This window comes from Photobacterium sp. 53610 (assembly GCF_036409375.1).
Taxonomy (GTDB): Bacteria; Pseudomonadota; Gammaproteobacteria; order Enterobacterales; family Vibrionaceae; genus Photobacterium.
Genome location: NZ_JAXOFS010000023.1, coordinates 1 through 15,656 on the forward strand (window position 1 = coordinate 1; position 15,656 = coordinate 15,656).

Here is a 15,656-nt window from a genome sequence, read left to right on the forward strand (position 1 = left end):
GCAATCCGTGAAGGTGGCCGTACCGTTGGTGCTGGTGTTGTTGCTAAGATCGTTGCTTAATTAGCAAAGATTGAATCAACAATAAAAAGGGAGCTTCGGCTCCCTTTTTTGTATCTTGCGGGCATGTCTTACAGAGTCCGTCTTATCGTAATATCCTAACTTCTTCACTTTTATACTTATTCTTTCCAAGCATTTTTGTGCATCTTTGATAACAAATTCATCTAGCGGAGCAACGGGCCAGAAGTAGTAATGCTAACAGTTCTCGTTTATATTTGAGGCAGACTGAGATGTAGAGAGTTGTTATGTACGTTTGCCTGTGCCACGGAATTTCCGACAAAAAAATTGTCAAGCTCGTTGAAGAAGAGGGGGTTTCGGATATCCGTGGGATTAAAGCGATCACCCCGCTTGGTTCTCAATGTGGTAAATGTATCCGCCAGGCAAAAAGTATCATCCAGCATGTCGTCTTAGAGCGGGATACCTCCCAGGATATATCAGTCATTGATATCACTGATATTGCCCTCAAAAAAGCGAGTTAGGAAAATCTGTTTCCACTCTCTTTTGACACACTTCGGATCGGTTCTAAGCTTATAGGAACCGAGAGAGGAGTGTTCGCTAATGAAAGCCGATCCCAAAATCATTCAGCACCTCAATAAGGTATTGGGGAATGAACTGGTCGCCATCAATCAATATTTTCTCCATGCCCGTATGTACAAAGATTGGGGCCTGAAGCACCTTGCTGACAAGGAATACCACGAATCAATCGATGAAATGAATCATGCAGATCACCTGATCGAGCGGATTCTGTTTTTAGAAGGTGTGCCCAATCTGCAGGATTTGGGTAAGCTGCGTATTGGTGAAGATACCAAGGAAATGCTTGAGTGTGACCTTTCCCTGGAGATGGATGCGATTCCGGATTTACGCGATGCCATTCAATATGCTGAAGAAGTGAGAGATTACGTCTCCAGAGATTTATTCCAGGACATCCTGGAAGATGAAGAGGAGCATGTTGACTGGCTTGAAACCCAGCTTGGCTTGATCGAGCGAATGGGAATTAACAATTACAATCAGGCGCAGATTGTAGACGAAGACTAATCCACAAAGACTAGTCCACACAAACACGTACGGGCCTTCAGCCAACAGACTCGGTTGAAGGCTTTTTTCATTTCATTGCTTAATTTCCCATCACCCCCTTGCGTTTCATTTTGTGATCGGTATAATCCCCCGCACTGTCTCGAGAAGACGGTTGTGAACCAATAAGCGTTGAGGAAGGAATCGGTCTTTAACTGATTCGGTAATGTATACTCTGACTTATGTTCGCAGTCATTAAATTGGCTGACAATGCGCCCAAAAGGGGTGCTACGTTCACATGAATCAATCGGCATTCTCTCGCCTTCGCGAGTTTGAGTGGCGATATTGTTTGTGTAAATTTTTTATAATTGGAGCTCTGTCTCATGCAGAACCAACGTATTCGTATCCGCCTGAAGGCGTTCGATCACCGTCTGATCGATCAGTCTACCGCGGAAATCGTTGAAACAGCTAAGCGTACTGGCGCGCAGGTTCGTGGTCCAATCCCACTGCCTACTCGTAAAGAGCGTTTCACTGTTCTTATTTCTCCACACGTAAATAAGGACGCCCGTGACCAGTACGAAATCCGTACTCACAAGCGCCTTATCGACATCGTTGAGCCAACAGATAAAACTGTTGATGCTCTGATGCGTCTGGATCTAGCTGCTGGCGTTGACGTTCAGATCAGCCTAGGTTAAGGGGAGATAAGAGAATGATTGGTCTAATCGGTCGTAAAGTGGGTATGACCCGCATCTTTACCGAAGATGGCGCTTCTATCCCAGTTACTGTGGTTGAAGTTGAAAATAACCGTGTTACTCAGGTTAAAACTGTAGACACTGATGGTTATAACGCTATCCAGGTAACTGCTGGTTCTAAGAAAGCAAGCCGCGTAAACAAAGCTGAAGCTGGTCACTATGCGAAAGCAGGTGTTGAAGCTGGCCGCGGTCTGTGGGAATTCCGCCTGGACAATGGTGAAGAGTTCGCAGTAGGCGCTGAGCTGAAAGTTGAACTGTTCAACGAAATTAAGAAAGTAGACGTTACTGGCACTTCTAAGGGTAAAGGTTTCCAAGGCGCTGTTAAGCGTTGGAACTTCCGTACTCAAGATATGAGCCACGGTAACTCCTTGTCTCACCGTGCCCCTGGTTCTATCGGTCAATGTCAGACTCCAGGTCGCGTATTTAAAGGCAAGAAAATGGCTGGTCACATGGGTGCTGAGCGTGTAACGACTCAAAACCTTGAGATCGTACGTGTTGACGCTGAGCGCAACCTGCTTCTGATCAAAGGTGCAGTACCAGGCGCAACTGGCGGCAACGTGATCGTAAAACCAGCTGTTAAAGCGTAACGTCGAGGAGTTAGTAATGGAATTGGTAGTCAAAGGCGCTGATGCGCTAACTGTCTCCGAAGCTACTTTTGGGCGTGAGTTCAACGAAGCGCTGGTACACCAAGTAGTTGTTGCTTACGCAGCAGGTGCCCGTCAAGGTACTCGTGCACAAAAGACCCGTTCTGACGTATCTGGTGGCGGTGCTAAGCCATGGCGTCAAAAGGGTACTGGTCGTGCCCGTGCCGGTACTATCCGTAGCCCACTGTGGCGTACAGGTGGTGTAACTTTCGCTGCGCGTCCTCAGGACCACAGCCAGAAAGTTAACAAGAAAATGTACCGCGGTGCGATGAAGTGCATTCTGTCTGAGCTGGTTCGTCAAGAGCGTCTGATCGTTGTTGATAACTTCTCTGTAGAAGCGCCAAAAACTAAAGAGCTGGTTGCCAAGCTGAAAGAGCTGGAACTGAATGATGTTCTGATCGTCACTGGCGAGCTGGACGAGAATCTGTTCCTGGCAGCACGTAACCTGTACAAGGTTGACGTACGTGATGCAGCTGCAATCGACCCAGTAAGCTTGATCGCATTCGACAAAGTAGTGATGACTGCTGCGGCAGTTAAGCAAGTTGAGGAGATGCTGGCATGATCACCGAAGAGCGTATCCTGAAAGTTCTACGTGCTCCGCACATCTCTGAAAAAGCGACCATGGCTGCTGAGAACGGTAACACTATCGTTTTCAAAGTAGCGATGACCGCAACTAAGCGTGAGATCAAAGCGGCAGTTGAGAAACTGTTTGAAGTTGAAGTTAAGTCTGTAAATACTCTGATTGCTAAAGGTAAAACTAAGCGTCAAGGTATGCGCCAAGGCCGTCGTAGCGACTGGAAAAAAGCGTACGTGACCCTGAAAGAAGGTCAAGACATCGACTTCGCTGGTAGTGCAGAGTAAGGCTAGGAGCAAAGAAGAATGGCTATTGTAAAATGTAAGCCGACTTCCCCAGGTCGTCGCCACGTAGTTAAAGTGGTTAACTCTGACCTGCATAAGGGTAAGCCGTACGCACCACTGCTGGAGAAAAACTCTAAGACTGGTGGTCGTAACAATAACGGTCGTATCACTGTTCGTCACATCGGTGGTGGTAACAAACAACATTACCGTCTGATCGACTTTAAGCGTAATAAAGATGGTATCCCAGCGAAAGTTGAGCGTCTGGAATACGATCCAAACCGTAGCGCAAACATCGCGCTGGTTCTGTACGCAGACGGTGAGCGTCGTTACATCATTGCACCAAAAGGCATCCAAGCTGGTGATACTATCCAGTCTGGCGCAGATGCTGCGATCAAGGTAGGTAACACCCTGCCAATGCGCAACATCCCAGTAGGTTCAACTGTACACTGTGTTGAACTGAAGCCTGGTAAAGGTGCTCAGCTGGCTCGTTCAGCTGGTACTTACGCACAAATCGTAGCTCGTGCTGGCGCATACGTAACTATTCGTCTGCGTTCTGGCGAAATGCGTAAAGTTCTTGCCGAAGGTCGTGCGACTCTGGGTGAGGTTGGTAACGGTGAGCACATGCTGCGTGAACTGGGTAAAGCCGGTGCTTCACGTTGGCGCGGTGTTCGTCCAACCGTACGTGGTGTTGTAATGAACCCAATCGACCACCCACACGGTGGTGGTGAAGGTCGTACTTCTGGTGGTCGTCACCCAGTGACGCCATGGGGTGTACCGACTAAGGGTTACAAAACTCGTAAGAACAAACGTACCGACAAGTACATCGTACGTCGTCGTAATAAGTAATTTATATCAGAGGATAAGCCATGCCACGTTCTCTCAAGAAAGGTCCTTTTATTGACCTGCACTTGCTGAAGAAGGTAGAGAAAGCGGTGGAAAGCGGTGACAAGAAGCCTGTTAAGACTTGGTCCCGTCGCTCAATGATCATCCCTCAGATGATCGGTTTGACCATCGCTGTCCATAATGGTCGTCAGCACGTACCAGTTTTCGTTTCTGAAGAAATGATCGGTCACAAGCTGGGCGAGTTTGCACCAACACGTACTTATCGCGGCCACGCTGCAGATAAGAAAGCTAAGAAGCGCTAAGAGGAGTATAGGTAATGGAAGCTATCGCTAAACATCGCTTTGCTCGCATCTCACCGCAGAAAGCTCGTTTGGTTGCAGATCAAGTGCGCGGTAAAACCGTAGCACAAGCACTGGAAATTCTGACTTTCAGCAACAAGAAAGCTGCTGACCTGGTTAAGAAGGTTCTGGAATCTGCTATCGCTAATGCTGAGCACAACGAAGGCGCAGACATCGATGATCTGAATGTTGCGAAAATCTTCGTTGATGAAGGCCCAACCATGAAGCGTATTATGCCTCGTGCTAAAGGCCGTGCCGATCGCATCTTGAAGCGTTCTAGCCACATCACTGTTGTTGTAGCGGATCGCTAAGAGAGTAGGAGACAAAGCAATGGGTCAAAAAGTACATCCTAATGGTATTCGTCTTGGCATCGTGAAGCCTTGGAATACCACTTGGTATGCTAACAGCAACGAATTCGCTGACAACCTAGACGGCGACTTCAAGGTACGTCAATTCCTGACTAAGGAATTAGCAAAAGCGTCTCTGTCTCGCATCGTTATCGAGCGTCCTGCGAAGAGCATCCGTGTGACTATTCACACTGCTCGTCCAGGCGTTGTTATCGGTAAGAAAGGCGAAGACGTAGAAAAACTGCGCGCTCGCGTTGCTAAGATCGCTGGTGTTCCAGCGCAGATCAACATCGCTGAAGTACGTAAGCCAGAGCTGGATGCACAGCTTGTTGGTGACAGCATCGCTTCTCAGCTGGAGCGTCGTGTTATGTTCCGTCGCGCGATGAAGCGTGCGGTACAGAACGCAATGCGTCTGGGTGCCAAGGGTATCAAAGTTGAAGTAAGTGGCCGTCTGGGCGGCGCTGAAATTGCACGTACTGAGTGGTACCGTGAAGGCCGTGTGCCTCTGCACACTCTGCGTGCTGACATTGATTACGCGACTTCTTCGGCTCACACCCAATACGGTGTAATTGGTATCAAAACTTGGATCTTCAAAGGCGAAGTTCTGGGTGGCATGCCAGTTGCTGAGCCTAAGGCTGATAACAAGCCTAAGAAGCAACGCAAAGGCCGTAAATAAGGAGTTTATCGATGCTGCAACCTAAACGCACTAAATTCCGCAAGACTCATAAGGGTCGTAACCGCGGTCTGGCGAACGGTACTGACGTAAGCTTCGGTACTTTCGGTCTGAAAGCAGTTGGCCGTGGCCGTATCACTGCTCGTCAGATCGAGGCTGCTCGTCGTGCTATGACTCGTCATATCAAACGTCAGGGCCAAATCTGGATTCGTATCTTCCCGGACAAGCCTATTACAAGCAAGCCGTTGGAAGTTCGTCAGGGTAAGGGTAAAGGTAACGTTGAGTACTGGGTAGCCCAAATCCAACCAGGTAAAGTTCTTTATGAAATGGATGGTGTTTCAGAAGATCTTGCACGCGAAGCCTTTAAACTGGCCGCACGTAAGCTTCCTGTTAAAACCACTTTCGTAACTAAGGCGGTGATGTGATGAATGCACAAGATCTGCGCGCTAAAAGCGTTGAAGAACTGAATGCTGAGCTTGTGAACCTGCTGCGTGAGCAGTTCAACCTGCGTATGCAGGCTGCGACTGGTCAACTGCAACAGACGCACACTCTGAAAGCAGTACGTCGCGATATCGCACGTGTTAAAACCGTTCTGAATGAGAAGGCTGGCGCATAATGAGCGAGAAAATTCGTACTCAGCAGGGTCGTGTAGTTAGCGACAAGATGGACAAGTCTATTGTGGTTGCTATCGAGCGTTTCGTGAAGCACCCAATCTATGGTAAGTTCATCAAGCGTACGACTAAACTGCACGTTCACGACGAAAACAACGAGTGTGGCATCGGCGACACAGTTGAAATTCGTGAGTGCCGTCCACTGTCTAAGAACAAATCTTGGACTCTGGTACGCGTTGTTGAGAAAGCGCGCATCTAAGCGAACTTTTGCAATGACATAACTGAGCGGCCCCCCTTAAAAATGGGGCCGTTTATTTTTTATCTACCCATTCTCAAAAAATGGTGTTATTATTCGCCGCCCTTGTAAAAAAGGCGAATTCGACCCGAGATGGGTCTAGATGTTTTTGATAAGCGGAGCACTAACATGATCCAAATGCAAAGTATGCTAGATGCAGCCGATAACTCCGGCGCTCGTAGCGTAATGTGTATTAAGGTTCTGGGTGGTTCTCACCGTCGCTATGCACATATCGGTGACATCATCAAAGTTACTGTTAAGGAAGCAATTCCTCGCGGTAAAGTGAAAAAAGGTGATGTACTGAAAGCGGTGGTTGTGCGCACCCGTAAAGGCGTTCGTCGTCCAGACGGCTCTGTCATTCGCTTCGACCGTAATGCTTGCGTGCTGTTGAACAACACCAGTGAGCAACCAATCGGTACTCGTATCTTTGGCCCGGTGACTCGTGAACTTCGCTCTGCGAAATTCATGAAGATTGTATCACTAGCGCCAGAAGTACTGTAAGGAGTGACGAAAATGGCAGCTAAAATCCGTCGTAACGACGAAGTTATCGTTCTTGCCGGTAAAGATAAAGGTAAGAAAGGTAAAGTAACTAAGGTCCTGACAACTGGTAAAATCGTTGTTGAAGGCATCAACCTGGTTAAAAAGCACCAGAAGCCTGTTCCGGCTATGGGCATCCAGGGTGGCATCGTTGAAAAAGAAGCAGCAATTGACGCTTCTAACGTTGCAATCTTCAACGCGGCAACTGGTAAAGCAGACCGTGTAGGCTTCCGATTTGAAGACGGCAAAAAAGTTCGTTTCTTCAAATCTAATGGCGAAACTATCAAGTAATTTTGGAGTAGTACTATGGCGAAACTGCATGATTACTACAAAGAGACTGTTGTAAAAGAACTTGCTGACAAGTTCCAGTACAAGAGCATCATGCAAGTCCCAAGGATCGAAAAGATTACCCTGAACATGGGTGTCGGTGAAGCCTTGAACGACAAGAAGCTGTTGGAAAACGCAGCTGCTGATATGGCCGCAATTACAGGTCAAAAGCCGCTGATTACCAAAGCTCGTAAGTCTGTTGCTGGCTTTAAGATCCGTGAGGGCTACCCGATCGGCTGTAAAGTAACCCTGCGTGGCGAACGTATGTGGGACTTTTTCGAGCGTCTGATCTCAATTGCTGTTCCTCGTATCCGTGATTTTCGTGGTCTAAACCCGAAATCATTCGACGGTCGTGGTAACTACAGCATGGGCGTTCGTGAGCAGATTATCTTCCCAGAAATCGATTTCGATAAAGTAGATCGTGTACGTGGTCTGGATATCACTATCACAACTACTGCAAACTCTGACGAAGAAGCTCGTGCTCTGCTGTCTGCTTTTAACTTCCCATTCCGTAAGTAAAAGTAAGGGTTACTAATGGCTAAAGAATCTATGAAGGCACGCGAAGCAAAACGTGCCAAGCTGGTAGCTAAGTTCGCTGAAAAGCGTGCTGCGCTTAAAGCTCTAATTAGCGACGTGAATGCGTCTGAAGAAGACCGCTGGAATGCAGTGCTCAAGCTTCAGTCTCTGCCACGTGATTCAAGTCCATCTCGTCAGCGTAACCGCTGTAACCAGACTGGACGCCCACACGGCTACCTACGTAAGTTTGGTCTGTGCCGTATCAAGGTTCGTGAAGCTTGCATGAAAGGCGAGATTCCGGGTCTGCGTAAGGCTAGCTGGTAATTCATTACCAATTAAGAATCACGGAGTATTGACTTATGAGCATGCAAGATCCGATTTCGGATATGCTGACCCGCATTCGTAACGGTCAGGCAGCGAAGAAAGTTGCTGTTAAAATGCCATCTTCTAAGCTGAAAGTTGCAATCGCAGCTCTGCTAAAAGAAGAAGGTTATGTTGCTGACTACGCCGTTTCTGGCGAAGTTAAGCCTGAACTCGAAGTTACTCTGAAGTACTTCGAAGCTAAACCTGTTATCGAGCAAATCCAGCGCGTATCTCGTCCTGGCCTGCGTATCTATAAGAAGAAAGATGCGCTGCCAACTGTGATGGGTGGTCTGGGTATTGCCGTTGTGTCCACTTCCAAGGGTCTGATGACTGACCGTGCTGCTCGTAAAGCAGGTCTTGGTGGTGAGATTATCTGCTACGTAGCTTAATAGGAGTAGGAAAATGTCACGTGTTGCAAAAGCACCTGTAGTTGTTCCTGCCGGCGTAGAAGTTAAACTCAACGGTCAGGAAATCACTGTTAAAGGTGGTAAGGGTGAACTGGTTCGTGTAATCAACGAAGCAGTTGAACTAACCCAGGAAGAGAACACCATTAAGTTCGGTCCTCGCGACGGCTTCAACGATGCCTGGGCACAAGCTGGTACAGCTCGTGCGCTGGTTAACAACATGGTTGTTGGTGTTACTGAAGGCTTCACTAAGAAGCTGACCCTGAAGGGTGTAGGTTACCGTGCTGCTATCAAAGGCAACGCAGTTAGCCTGACTCTGGGCTTCTCACACCCAGTTGAGCATGAACTGCCTGCAGGTATTAAAGCTGAGTGTCCTTCTCAAACTGAAATCGTACTGACTGGTACCGATAAGCAGTTGGTTGGCCAAGTTGCTGCAGACATTCGCGCTTACCGTAGCCCTGAGCCTTACAAAGGTAAAGGTGTTCGTTACGCCGACGAAGTCGTGCGTATTAAAGAAGCTAAGAAGAAGTAAGGTAACACTATGGATAAGAAAGCATCTCGTATCCGTCGTGCGACCAGAGCACGTCGTAAGATTGCTGAACTGGGTGCAACTCGCCTGGTAGTACACCGTACTCCACGCCATGTGTACGCTCAGGTAATCGCACCAAATGGCTCCGAGGTTATCGCTGCCGCTTCTACCGTAGAAAAAGCGATCCGTGAGCAAGTGAAGAGCACCGGTAATAAAGACGCTGCTGCAGTAGTGGGTAAAATCATTGCTGAGCGCGCGATTGAAAAAGGCATCTCTAACGTTGCATTCGATCGTTCCGGTTTCCAATACCACGGCCGAGTGGCTGCACTGGCAGAAGCTGCCCGTGAAGCTGGTCTGAAATTCTAAGGTAGGCGGAAGATGGCTAACGAAAAAACTCAATCAGATCTGCAAGAAAAGCTGATCGCTGTTAACCGTGTATCTAAGACGGTTAAAGGTGGTCGTATTTTCAGCTTTACTGCCCTGACTGTTGTTGGCGACGGTAATGGTCGCGTTGGTTTCGGTTACGGCAAAGCACGTGAAGTGCCTGCTGCAATCCAGAAAGCAATGGAAAAAGCACGTCGTAACATGGTTACTGTTGCCCTGAACGAGGGTACTCTGCACCACGCTGTTAAAGGTCGCCACACTGGTTCTAAAGTGTACATGCAGCCTGCATCAGAAGGTACAGGTATCATCGCCGGTGGTGCAATGCGTGCAGTGCTGGAAGTTGCTGGCGTTCACAACGTTCTGGCAAAAGCATATGGTTCTACAAACCCAATCAATATCGTTCGCGCGACTATTGACGGTTTGAGTGGTATGAACTCTCCAGAAATGATCGCTGCTAAGCGTGGTCTTTCTGTTAAAGAAATTCTGGAGTAATCGACATGGCTAAAACAATCAAAGTAACTCAGACTCGTAGCTCAATCGGCCGTCTGCCGAAACATAAAGCTACCCTGCGTGGCTTGGGCCTACGTCGCATCAACCACACTGTTGAACTGGAAGATACACCATGTGTACGTGGTATGATCAACCAAGTTCAGTACATGGTTAAAGTAGAGGAGTAATCAGAATGCGTTTGAATACTCTGTCTCCGGCTGCGGGTTCTAAGCCTTCTGCGAAGCGCGTAGGCCGTGGTATCGGTTCAGGTCTGGGTAAAACTTGTGGCCGTGGTCACAAAGGTCAGAAATCACGTTCAGGTGGTTCTGTTCGCCCAGGTTTCGAAGGCGGTCAAATGCCTCTGAAACAGCGTCTACCAAAATTCGGTTTTACTTCTCGCAAGAGCCTGGTAACAGCTGAAGTTCGTCTGTCTGAACTGGCGAAAGTTGAAGGTGACGTAGTAAGCCTGGAAACACTGAAAGCTGCAAACGTGATCACTAAGAACATCGAAACTGTAAAAGTTGTTCTGTCTGGTGAGATCAGCCGCGCTGTTACAGTGAAAGGCGTACGCGTGACTAAAGGCGCTAAAGCTGCAATCGAAGCTGCAGGCGGTAAAATCGAGGAATAATTAACTCGAGGATGAGGTACAGATGGCTAAACAACCAGGACAAGATTTTAGTAGCGCAAAAGGTGGCCTAGCAGAGCTTAAGACTCGCCTGTTATTCGTAATAGGAGCTATCTTAATTTTCCGAGCTGGCTCTTTTGTGCCGATTCCTGGTATTGACGCTGCTGTACTAGCCGATCTGTTCGAACAGCAAAAGGGCACCATCATTGAACTGTTTAACATGTTCTCTGGTGGTGCACTTGAGCGTGCTTCCATTTTGGCACTGGGCATTATGCCGTATATTTCGGCTTCAATTATTGTCCAGTTGCTAACGGTTGTTCATCCGGCTTTAGCCGAGTTGAAGAAAGAAGGTGAGTCTGGTCGCCGTAAGATCAGCCAGTATACTCGCTATGGCACGCTTGTGTTGGCAACCTTCCAAGCAATTGGTATTGCGACGGGGTTACCGAGTATGATTCCTGGTCTGGTACATAATCCGGGTCTGGGTTTCTACTTTGTTGCGGTCGTAAGTTTGGTCACCGGTACCATGTTCCTGATGTGGTTAGGTGAGCAAATTACAGAACGTGGCATTGGTAACGGTATATCTCTGATTATTTTCACAGGTATCGTTGCAGGATTGCCACCGGCTATTGGACAGACCGTAGAGCAAGCGCGTCAAGGTGAATTGCACGTACTTCTTCTACTGGCAATTGCAGTTATTTCTTTTGCTGTAATTTACTTTGTAGTGTTCATGGAGCGTGGTCAGCGTCGTATCGTTGTAAACTACGCTAAACGCCAGCAAGGCCGTCGTGTCTATGCAGGCCAGAGCACTCATCTGCCGTTGAAAATCAACATGGCAGGCGTGATTCCAGCAATTTTTGCATCTAGTATCATTTTGTTCCCTGGCACACTGGCTCAGTGGTTCGGTGGTAACGGAGAAGGTACTTTTGGTTTCCTGACGGATGTGTCTCTGGCACTGAGTCCAGGTCAGCCACTGTACGTGATGCTTTATGCGACTGCGATTATCTTCTTCTGTTTCTTCTATACGGCGTTGGTATTTAACCCACGTGAAACAGCAGATAACTTGAAGAAATCCGGTGCGTTCATACCTGGTATTCGTCCGGGCGAGCAGACTGCGAAATACATTGATAAAGTAATGACACGCCTGACATTGGCAGGTGCACTGTACATCACCTTTATCTGTCTGATCCCCGAGTTCATGATGATTGCTTGGAACGTTCGCTTCTACTTTGGCGGTACGTCACTACTAATCGTAGTTGTGGTTATTATGGACTTCATGGCTCAAGTTCAGACACACCTGATGTCTCAACAGTATGAGTCGGTTTTGAAAAAGGCTAATCTTAAAGGCTACGGCCGATAAGTTTGGTTATCCATTTACGGAGTTTAGCAATGAAAGTTCGTGCTTCCGTTAAGAAAATCTGCCGTAACTGTAAAGTTATCAAGCGCAACGGTGTTGTGCGTGTAATTTGCAGCGAGCCAAAGCACAAGCAGCGCCAAGGCTAATCAGCAGAAATATTTCTTGCAAATTGAAGGTAGGTTGGCTACATTAGCCAACCATCTTTTGTGTGTGCAAAAGAATTGTAACACCGCTGTGTATCCTAAACGGGCTTTACAGCGGTTATTCTTGATAAGTACTAGGAGTGAATAGTGGCCCGTATTGCAGGCATTAACATTCCTGATCAAAAGCATGCTGTAATCGCACTGACTGCGATCTACGGTATCGGCAAAACTCGCTCAAAAGCCATTCTGGCTGATGTGGGTATTGCTGAAGATGTTAAGATCAGTGAACTGACTGAAGAGCAGATCGATCAACTGCGTGATGGTGTAGCTAAGTACACTGTAGAAGGTGATCTACGTCGTGAAGTTTCCATGAACATCAAGCGCCTAATGGATCTTGGTTGTTACCGTGGTCTTCGTCATCGTCGCAGTCTACCACTACGTGGACAGCGTACTAAAACCAACGCTCGTACCCGTAAGGGTCCGCGCAAGCCGATCAAAAAATAATCGGATAAGGTAGAGTACAATGGCAAAACAACCAACTCGCGCTCGTAAGCGCGTACGCAAGCAAGTTGCTGATGGCGTAGCGCACATCCACGCTTCTTTCAACAACACAATCGTTACCATTACTGACCGTCAAGGTAATGCTCTGGCTTGGGCAACTGCCGGTGGTTCTGGTTTCCGTGGTTCTCGTAAATCTACTCCGTTCGCTGCACAGGTTGCTGCTGAGCGTTGTGGTGAAATGGCCAAAGAATATGGCGTTAAGAACCTGGAAGTTATGGTTAAGGGCCCAGGTCCTGGTCGTGAGTCAACAATCCGTGCTCTGAATGCAGCGGGTTTCCGTATCACTAACATTGTTGATGCGACTCCGATCCCTCATAACGGTTGTCGTCCACCTAAGAAACGTCGCGTATAACGTTTCGTTTCTAGGAATATTGGAGAAAGAACATGGCAAGATATTTGGGTCCTAAGCTGAAGCTTAGCCGTCGTGAAGGCACTGACTTGTTCCTCAAGTCTGGTGTTCGCGCGATTGATACCAAGTGTAAAATTGATAACGCGCCGGGCCAACATGGTGCTCGTCGTGGCCGCCTGTCTGACTATGGCGTTCAGCTTCGTGAGAAGCAGAAAGTTCGTCGTACTTATGGCGTACTGGAAAAGCAATTCCGTAACTACTACAAAGAAGCTGCTCGCCTGAAAGGCAACACAGGTGAAAACCTGCTGCAACTTCTGGAAGGTCGTCTGGACAATGTTGTTTACCGTATGGGTTTTGGTGCAACTCGCGCTGAAGCACGTCAGCTGGTAAGCCACAAAGCGATCCTGGTTAACGGCAAAGTCGTAAACATCCCATCTTTCCAGGTGGCTGCAAACGACGTTGTTAGCATTCGTGAGAAAGCTAAGAACCAAGCACGCATCAAAGCAGCTCTTGAAGTTGCTACTCAGCGTGAACTGCCGACTTGGGTCGAAGTAGACAGCAACAAAATGGAAGGTACCTTCAAGCGTCTTCCAGAACGTTCTGATTTGTCTGCCGACATCAACGAACACCTGATCGTCGAGCTTTACTCTAAGTAAGGCTATAGTTAAGAGAGGACACAATGCAGGGTTCTGTAACAGAATTTCTTAAGCCGCGTCTTGTTGATATTGAACAAGTTAACACGACGCACGCAAAAGTAACTCTTGAGCCTCTGGAGCGTGGTTTTGGCCACACTCTGGGCAATGCTCTACGTCGTATTCTTCTGTCATCTATGCCTGGTTGCGCAGTGACAGAAGTAGAAATCGACGGTGTGTTACACGAGTACAGCACCAAAGAGGGAGTCCAGGAGGACGTTCTTGAAATCCTATTAAACCTGAAAGGCCTGGCCGTTAAGGTTGAAGGAAAAGACGAAGTTATCCTGACTCTCAGCAAATCTGGTGCAGGCCCTGTTGTTGCAGGTGACATCACCCATGATGGTGATGTTGAGATTGCGAACCCAGAGCACGTGATCTGCCATTTGACTGATGACAATGCTGACATCAGCATGCGCATCAAGGTAGAACGTGGTCGCGGCTATGTACCAGCTTCTGCTCGTATTCACAGTGATGAAGATGAGCGTCCAATTGGCCGTCTGTTAGTTGATGCAACTTTCAGCCCAGTTGACCGTATCGCTTACTCAGTTGAAGCAGCGCGTGTTGAACAGCGCACTGACCTTGATAAACTGGTTATCGATATGGAAACCAATGGTACTCTTGACCCTGAGGAAGCCATTCGTCGTGCAGCCACTATTCTGGCTGAACAACTGGATGCATTCGTAGATCTGCGTGATGTACGAGTTCCTGAAGAGAAAGAAGAGAAGCCGGAGTTCGATCCGATCCTACTGCGTCCTGTAGACGATCTTGAACTAACTGTTCGCTCTGCTAACTGTTTGAAAGCAGAAGCGATCCACTACATCGGTGATCTTGTTCAGCGTACCGAGGTTGAGCTACTGAAAACGCCAAACCTGGGTAAGAAGTCTTTGACAGAAATCAAAGACGTGCTGGCTTCACGTGGTCTGTCTCTGGGCATGCGCCTGGAAAACTGGCCGCCAGCCTCTATCGCTGAAGATTAATAGTTACTGATATCTAGTTAGAAGGATTAGGTCATGCGCCATCGTAAGAGTGGTCGTCAACTCAACCGCAACAGCAGTCATCGCAAAGCGATGTTCAGCAACATGGCTAGCTCTCTGGTACGTCACGAGCTTATCAAGACTACCCTGCCTAAGGCAAAAGAGCTGCGTCGCGTAATTGAGCCTTTGATTACCCTAGCTAAGACTGACAGTGTAGCTAACCGTCGTCTGGCATTCGCACGTACTCGTGATAACGAAGTCGTTGCGAAACTGTTTAACGAATTAGGTCCACGTTTCGCTCAGCGTCCAGGCGGTTACACTCGCATCATGAAATGCGGTTTCCGTGCTGGTGATAAAGCCCCTATGGCTTACATTGAGCTGGTAGACCGTCCTGAAGCACAGGAAGAAGCTACTGCTGAATAAGCAATAGCGCGTTATAGAAAGAGCCGGGTTGAATGACCCGGCTTTTTTATATCTGAAATTTAAGAATTGCTTTACTTGGGATAAAAACAAGGTTTCAGTACTTCTCTTCTCTCTTTATATATCTGTTGAGTTTGCTCTCTCAATGAAAAAGTGCATGGGCTTCGTCGACACATGTTTTTTTAATTGAAGTTATAGATTGTGTTGCCTTTAGGCAGTTCTGGTGCTGTATTGACGCTTCAAGAACAATTTCGGGCAGTGTAAACAGAATGAAATTCCTTTGATCTTCTCTGAGAGAAAGGGAGCGGCGCTTTATCTTTATTCGACTTATCTAATATTTGTTTGTTTTTCACGCGCTCGATATTTTTTTGTGTTTTTTTGCTTGTCAGGGCTTTCGAACTCTCTATAATGCCGCCTCACCGACACGGAGGAACGGCAACAAAGCGGTTCGGTACGGAGAGGTAAGCGGCAAGAAATTAAATCAAAAAAAATGTTTGACACTGTTTTTTGATTCGATAGAATGGCCGCCCGTTTCGAGAGTTGAGTCACAAGACTCAGCG

Annotated in this window: 31 protein-coding genes; 30 read left to right on the plus strand and 1 reads right to left on the minus strand. The window is 47.7% G+C overall.

The window, feature by feature from the left end; translation table 11 throughout:
* The first annotated feature begins 302 nt into the window (after positions 1-302).
* From SPK40_RS22535 to rplQ, 30 genes are all read left to right on the plus strand, one after another.
* A complete protein-coding gene (locus tag SPK40_RS22535; RefSeq protein ID WP_330961982.1) occupies positions 303-536 on the plus strand; it encodes a (2Fe-2S)-binding protein in 234 nt (77 codons plus the stop codon).
* A 79-nt stretch (positions 537-615) separates the two neighbouring features.
* Positions 616-1,092: a bacterioferritin gene (bfr, locus tag SPK40_RS22540; RefSeq protein ID WP_036751150.1), complete on the plus strand. Its 477-nt coding sequence runs from the start codon at positions 616-618 to the stop codon at positions 1,090-1,092.
* A gap of 359 nt (positions 1,093-1,451) precedes the next feature.
* Positions 1,452-1,763, plus strand: coding sequence for a 30S ribosomal protein S10 (rpsJ, locus tag SPK40_RS22545; protein WP_005501283.1), 312 nt, complete (start codon positions 1,452-1,454; stop codon positions 1,761-1,763).
* A 14-nt stretch (positions 1,764-1,777) separates the two neighbouring features.
* On the plus strand, positions 1,778-2,407 hold the full coding sequence (gene rplC / locus SPK40_RS22550) for a 50S ribosomal protein L3 (protein ID WP_248144376.1): 630 nt from the start codon (positions 1,778-1,780) through the stop codon (positions 2,405-2,407).
* Positions 2,408-2,423: 16 nt separating this feature from the next.
* Positions 2,424-3,026: a 50S ribosomal protein L4 gene (gene rplD / locus SPK40_RS22555; protein WP_036751143.1), complete on the plus strand. Its 603-nt coding sequence runs from the start codon at positions 2,424-2,426 to the stop codon at positions 3,024-3,026.
* On the plus strand, positions 3,023-3,325 hold the full coding sequence (rplW, locus tag SPK40_RS22560; RefSeq protein ID WP_036751141.1) for a 50S ribosomal protein L23: 303 nt from the start codon (positions 3,023-3,025) through the stop codon (positions 3,323-3,325). The genes rplD and rplW overlap by 4 nt, the downstream gene beginning before the upstream one ends.
* An 18-nt stretch (positions 3,326-3,343) precedes the next feature.
* Positions 3,344-4,168: a 50S ribosomal protein L2 gene (gene rplB / locus SPK40_RS22565; protein WP_211646415.1), complete on the plus strand. Its 825-nt coding sequence runs from the start codon at positions 3,344-3,346 to the stop codon at positions 4,166-4,168.
* Positions 4,169-4,188: 20 nt separating this feature from the next.
* Entirely contained in the window at positions 4,189-4,467 is a 279-nt protein-coding gene (rpsS, locus tag SPK40_RS22570; protein WP_007469141.1) for a 30S ribosomal protein S19, read from the plus strand.
* Between the two features lie 14 nt (positions 4,468-4,481).
* A complete protein-coding gene (gene rplV, locus SPK40_RS22575; protein WP_027251944.1) occupies positions 4,482-4,814 on the plus strand; it encodes a 50S ribosomal protein L22 in 333 nt (110 codons plus the stop codon).
* A gap of 19 nt (positions 4,815-4,833) precedes the next feature.
* Positions 4,834-5,526, plus strand: coding sequence for a 30S ribosomal protein S3 (rpsC, locus tag SPK40_RS22580; RefSeq protein WP_036751135.1), 693 nt, complete (start codon positions 4,834-4,836; stop codon positions 5,524-5,526).
* A gap of 11 nt (positions 5,527-5,537) precedes the next feature.
* Entirely contained in the window at positions 5,538-5,948 is a 411-nt protein-coding gene (gene rplP / locus SPK40_RS22585; protein ID WP_027251946.1) for a 50S ribosomal protein L16, read from the plus strand.
* A complete protein-coding gene (rpmC, locus tag SPK40_RS22590; RefSeq protein WP_027251947.1) occupies positions 5,948-6,139 on the plus strand; it encodes a 50S ribosomal protein L29 in 192 nt (63 codons plus the stop codon). The genes rplP and rpmC overlap by 1 nt, the downstream gene beginning before the upstream one ends.
* Positions 6,139-6,393, plus strand: coding sequence for a 30S ribosomal protein S17 (gene rpsQ / locus SPK40_RS22595; protein WP_036751132.1), 255 nt, complete (start codon positions 6,139-6,141; stop codon positions 6,391-6,393). Before rpmC ends, rpsQ begins: the two co-directional genes overlap by 1 nt.
* 165 nt (positions 6,394-6,558) lie before the next feature.
* Complete coding sequence (gene rplN / locus SPK40_RS22600; protein ID WP_036751130.1) at positions 6,559-6,930, plus strand: 50S ribosomal protein L14; 372 nt, start codon at positions 6,559-6,561, stop codon at positions 6,928-6,930.
* 12 nt (positions 6,931-6,942) lie between these two features.
* Positions 6,943-7,257, plus strand: coding sequence for a 50S ribosomal protein L24 (rplX, locus tag SPK40_RS22605; protein WP_248144375.1), 315 nt, complete (start codon positions 6,943-6,945; stop codon positions 7,255-7,257).
* A gap of 15 nt (positions 7,258-7,272) precedes the next feature.
* The gene (rplE, locus tag SPK40_RS22610) at positions 7,273-7,812 is read left to right on the plus strand and encodes a 50S ribosomal protein L5 (RefSeq protein WP_248144374.1); all 540 of its coding nucleotides are present in this window, start codon (positions 7,273-7,275) and stop codon (positions 7,810-7,812) included.
* A 15-nt stretch (positions 7,813-7,827) separates the two neighbouring features.
* Positions 7,828-8,133, plus strand: a complete 306-nt coding sequence (gene rpsN / locus SPK40_RS22615) for a 30S ribosomal protein S14 (protein ID WP_036751122.1) — start codon at positions 7,828-7,830, stop codon at positions 8,131-8,133.
* A 35-nt stretch (positions 8,134-8,168) separates the two neighbouring features.
* Entirely contained in the window at positions 8,169-8,561 is a 393-nt protein-coding gene (gene rpsH / locus SPK40_RS22620; RefSeq protein ID WP_248144373.1) for a 30S ribosomal protein S8, read from the plus strand.
* A 13-nt stretch (positions 8,562-8,574) separates the two neighbouring features.
* A complete protein-coding gene (rplF, locus tag SPK40_RS22625; RefSeq protein WP_036751116.1) occupies positions 8,575-9,108 on the plus strand; it encodes a 50S ribosomal protein L6 in 534 nt (177 codons plus the stop codon).
* Positions 9,109-9,117: 9 nt separating this feature from the next.
* Positions 9,118-9,471, plus strand: a complete 354-nt coding sequence (gene rplR / locus SPK40_RS22630) for a 50S ribosomal protein L18 (protein ID WP_027251955.1) — start codon at positions 9,118-9,120, stop codon at positions 9,469-9,471.
* A 12-nt stretch (positions 9,472-9,483) separates the two neighbouring features.
* Complete coding sequence (gene rpsE / locus SPK40_RS22635; RefSeq protein ID WP_036751114.1) at positions 9,484-9,981, plus strand: 30S ribosomal protein S5; 498 nt, start codon at positions 9,484-9,486, stop codon at positions 9,979-9,981.
* Positions 9,982-9,986: 5 nt separating this feature from the next.
* On the plus strand, positions 9,987-10,166 hold the full coding sequence (gene rpmD, locus SPK40_RS22640) for a 50S ribosomal protein L30 (protein ID WP_248144372.1): 180 nt from the start codon (positions 9,987-9,989) through the stop codon (positions 10,164-10,166).
* Positions 10,167-10,171: 5 nt separating this feature from the next.
* Positions 10,172-10,606, plus strand: a complete 435-nt coding sequence (gene rplO, locus SPK40_RS22645) for a 50S ribosomal protein L15 (RefSeq protein WP_036751108.1) — start codon at positions 10,172-10,174, stop codon at positions 10,604-10,606.
* A 22-nt stretch (positions 10,607-10,628) separates the two neighbouring features.
* Complete coding sequence (gene secY, locus SPK40_RS22650) at positions 10,629-11,960, plus strand: preprotein translocase subunit SecY (protein WP_036751106.1); 1,332 nt, start codon at positions 10,629-10,631, stop codon at positions 11,958-11,960.
* Positions 11,961-11,989: 29 nt separating this feature from the next.
* Positions 11,990-12,103, plus strand: coding sequence for a 50S ribosomal protein L36 (gene rpmJ, locus SPK40_RS22655; RefSeq protein ID WP_000868186.1), 114 nt, complete (start codon positions 11,990-11,992; stop codon positions 12,101-12,103).
* A 144-nt stretch (positions 12,104-12,247) separates the two neighbouring features.
* Positions 12,248-12,604 (plus strand): 30S ribosomal protein S13, encoded by a 357-nt coding sequence (rpsM, locus tag SPK40_RS22660; RefSeq protein ID WP_011078812.1) that lies wholly within the window; start codon positions 12,248-12,250, stop codon positions 12,602-12,604.
* Between the two features lie 19 nt (positions 12,605-12,623).
* Positions 12,624-13,013, plus strand: a complete 390-nt coding sequence (gene rpsK / locus SPK40_RS22665) for a 30S ribosomal protein S11 (protein ID WP_027251961.1) — start codon at positions 12,624-12,626, stop codon at positions 13,011-13,013.
* Positions 13,014-13,045: 32 nt separating this feature from the next.
* Entirely contained in the window at positions 13,046-13,666 is a 621-nt protein-coding gene (gene rpsD / locus SPK40_RS22670) for a 30S ribosomal protein S4 (protein WP_036751101.1), read from the plus strand.
* A gap of 23 nt (positions 13,667-13,689) precedes the next feature.
* Positions 13,690-14,679, plus strand: coding sequence for a DNA-directed RNA polymerase subunit alpha (locus SPK40_RS22675; protein ID WP_036751098.1), 990 nt, complete (start codon positions 13,690-13,692; stop codon positions 14,677-14,679).
* Positions 14,680-14,712: 33 nt separating this feature from the next.
* A complete protein-coding gene (gene rplQ, locus SPK40_RS22680; RefSeq protein ID WP_330961983.1) occupies positions 14,713-15,099 on the plus strand; it encodes a 50S ribosomal protein L17 in 387 nt (128 codons plus the stop codon).
* A gap of 324 nt (positions 15,100-15,423) precedes the next feature.
* On the opposite strand, the gene SPK40_RS22685 is transcribed toward rplQ, so the two are convergent.
* Positions 15,424-15,656, minus strand: a 233-nt coding sequence (locus SPK40_RS22685) for a hypothetical protein (RefSeq protein ID WP_330961984.1), incomplete at its 5' end; no start/stop codon positions are given.

Bases quoted from the DNA above. Each gene is read 5' to 3' on its own strand.
- rplX (WP_248144375.1), top strand. From the start codon at position 6,943: ATGGCAGCTAAAATCCGTCGTAACGACGAAGTTATCGTTCTTGCCGGT.
- bfr (WP_036751150.1), top strand. From the start codon at position 616: ATGAAAGCCGATCCCAAAATCATTCAGCACCTCAATAAGGTATTGGGG.
- rpmJ (WP_000868186.1), top strand. From the start codon at position 11,990: ATGAAAGTTCGTGCTTCCGTTAAGAAAATCTGCCGTAACTGTAAAGTT.
- rpmD (WP_248144372.1), top strand. From the start codon at position 9,987: ATGGCTAAAACAATCAAAGTAACTCAGACTCGTAGCTCAATCGGCCGT.
- rpsS (WP_007469141.1), top strand. From the start codon at position 4,189: ATGCCACGTTCTCTCAAGAAAGGTCCTTTTATTGACCTGCACTTGCTG.
- rplB (WP_211646415.1), top strand. From the start codon at position 3,344: ATGGCTATTGTAAAATGTAAGCCGACTTCCCCAGGTCGTCGCCACGTA.
- rpsQ (WP_036751132.1), top strand. From the start codon at position 6,139: ATGAGCGAGAAAATTCGTACTCAGCAGGGTCGTGTAGTTAGCGACAAG.
- rpsE (WP_036751114.1), top strand. From the start codon at position 9,484: ATGGCTAACGAAAAAACTCAATCAGATCTGCAAGAAAAGCTGATCGCT.
- rpsK (WP_027251961.1), top strand. From the start codon at position 12,624: ATGGCAAAACAACCAACTCGCGCTCGTAAGCGCGTACGCAAGCAAGTT.
- rplW (WP_036751141.1), top strand. From the start codon at position 3,023: ATGATCACCGAAGAGCGTATCCTGAAAGTTCTACGTGCTCCGCACATC.
- rpsN (WP_036751122.1), top strand. From the start codon at position 7,828: ATGGCTAAAGAATCTATGAAGGCACGCGAAGCAAAACGTGCCAAGCTG.
- rplQ (WP_330961983.1), top strand. From the start codon at position 14,713: ATGCGCCATCGTAAGAGTGGTCGTCAACTCAACCGCAACAGCAGTCAT.
- rplP (WP_027251946.1), top strand. From the start codon at position 5,538: ATGCTGCAACCTAAACGCACTAAATTCCGCAAGACTCATAAGGGTCGT.
- SPK40_RS22675 (WP_036751098.1), top strand. From the start codon at position 13,690: ATGCAGGGTTCTGTAACAGAATTTCTTAAGCCGCGTCTTGTTGATATT.
- rpsD (WP_036751101.1), top strand. From the start codon at position 13,046: ATGGCAAGATATTTGGGTCCTAAGCTGAAGCTTAGCCGTCGTGAAGGC.
- rplE (WP_248144374.1), top strand. From the start codon at position 7,273: ATGGCGAAACTGCATGATTACTACAAAGAGACTGTTGTAAAAGAACTT.
- rplD (WP_036751143.1), top strand. From the start codon at position 2,424: ATGGAATTGGTAGTCAAAGGCGCTGATGCGCTAACTGTCTCCGAAGCT.
- rplN (WP_036751130.1), top strand. From the start codon at position 6,559: ATGATCCAAATGCAAAGTATGCTAGATGCAGCCGATAACTCCGGCGCT.
- rplV (WP_027251944.1), top strand. From the start codon at position 4,482: ATGGAAGCTATCGCTAAACATCGCTTTGCTCGCATCTCACCGCAGAAA.
- SPK40_RS22535 (WP_330961982.1), top strand. From the start codon at position 303: ATGTACGTTTGCCTGTGCCACGGAATTTCCGACAAAAAAATTGTCAAG.
- rpsH (WP_248144373.1), top strand. From the start codon at position 8,169: ATGAGCATGCAAGATCCGATTTCGGATATGCTGACCCGCATTCGTAAC.
- rpsC (WP_036751135.1), top strand. From the start codon at position 4,834: ATGGGTCAAAAAGTACATCCTAATGGTATTCGTCTTGGCATCGTGAAG.
- rplF (WP_036751116.1), top strand. From the start codon at position 8,575: ATGTCACGTGTTGCAAAAGCACCTGTAGTTGTTCCTGCCGGCGTAGAA.
- rpsJ (WP_005501283.1), top strand. From the start codon at position 1,452: ATGCAGAACCAACGTATTCGTATCCGCCTGAAGGCGTTCGATCACCGT.
- rplC (WP_248144376.1), top strand. From the start codon at position 1,778: ATGATTGGTCTAATCGGTCGTAAAGTGGGTATGACCCGCATCTTTACC.
- rplO (WP_036751108.1), top strand. From the start codon at position 10,172: ATGCGTTTGAATACTCTGTCTCCGGCTGCGGGTTCTAAGCCTTCTGCG.
- secY (WP_036751106.1), top strand. From the start codon at position 10,629: ATGGCTAAACAACCAGGACAAGATTTTAGTAGCGCAAAAGGTGGCCTA.
- rpmC (WP_027251947.1), top strand. From the start codon at position 5,948: ATGAATGCACAAGATCTGCGCGCTAAAAGCGTTGAAGAACTGAATGCT.
- rplR (WP_027251955.1), top strand. From the start codon at position 9,118: ATGGATAAGAAAGCATCTCGTATCCGTCGTGCGACCAGAGCACGTCGT.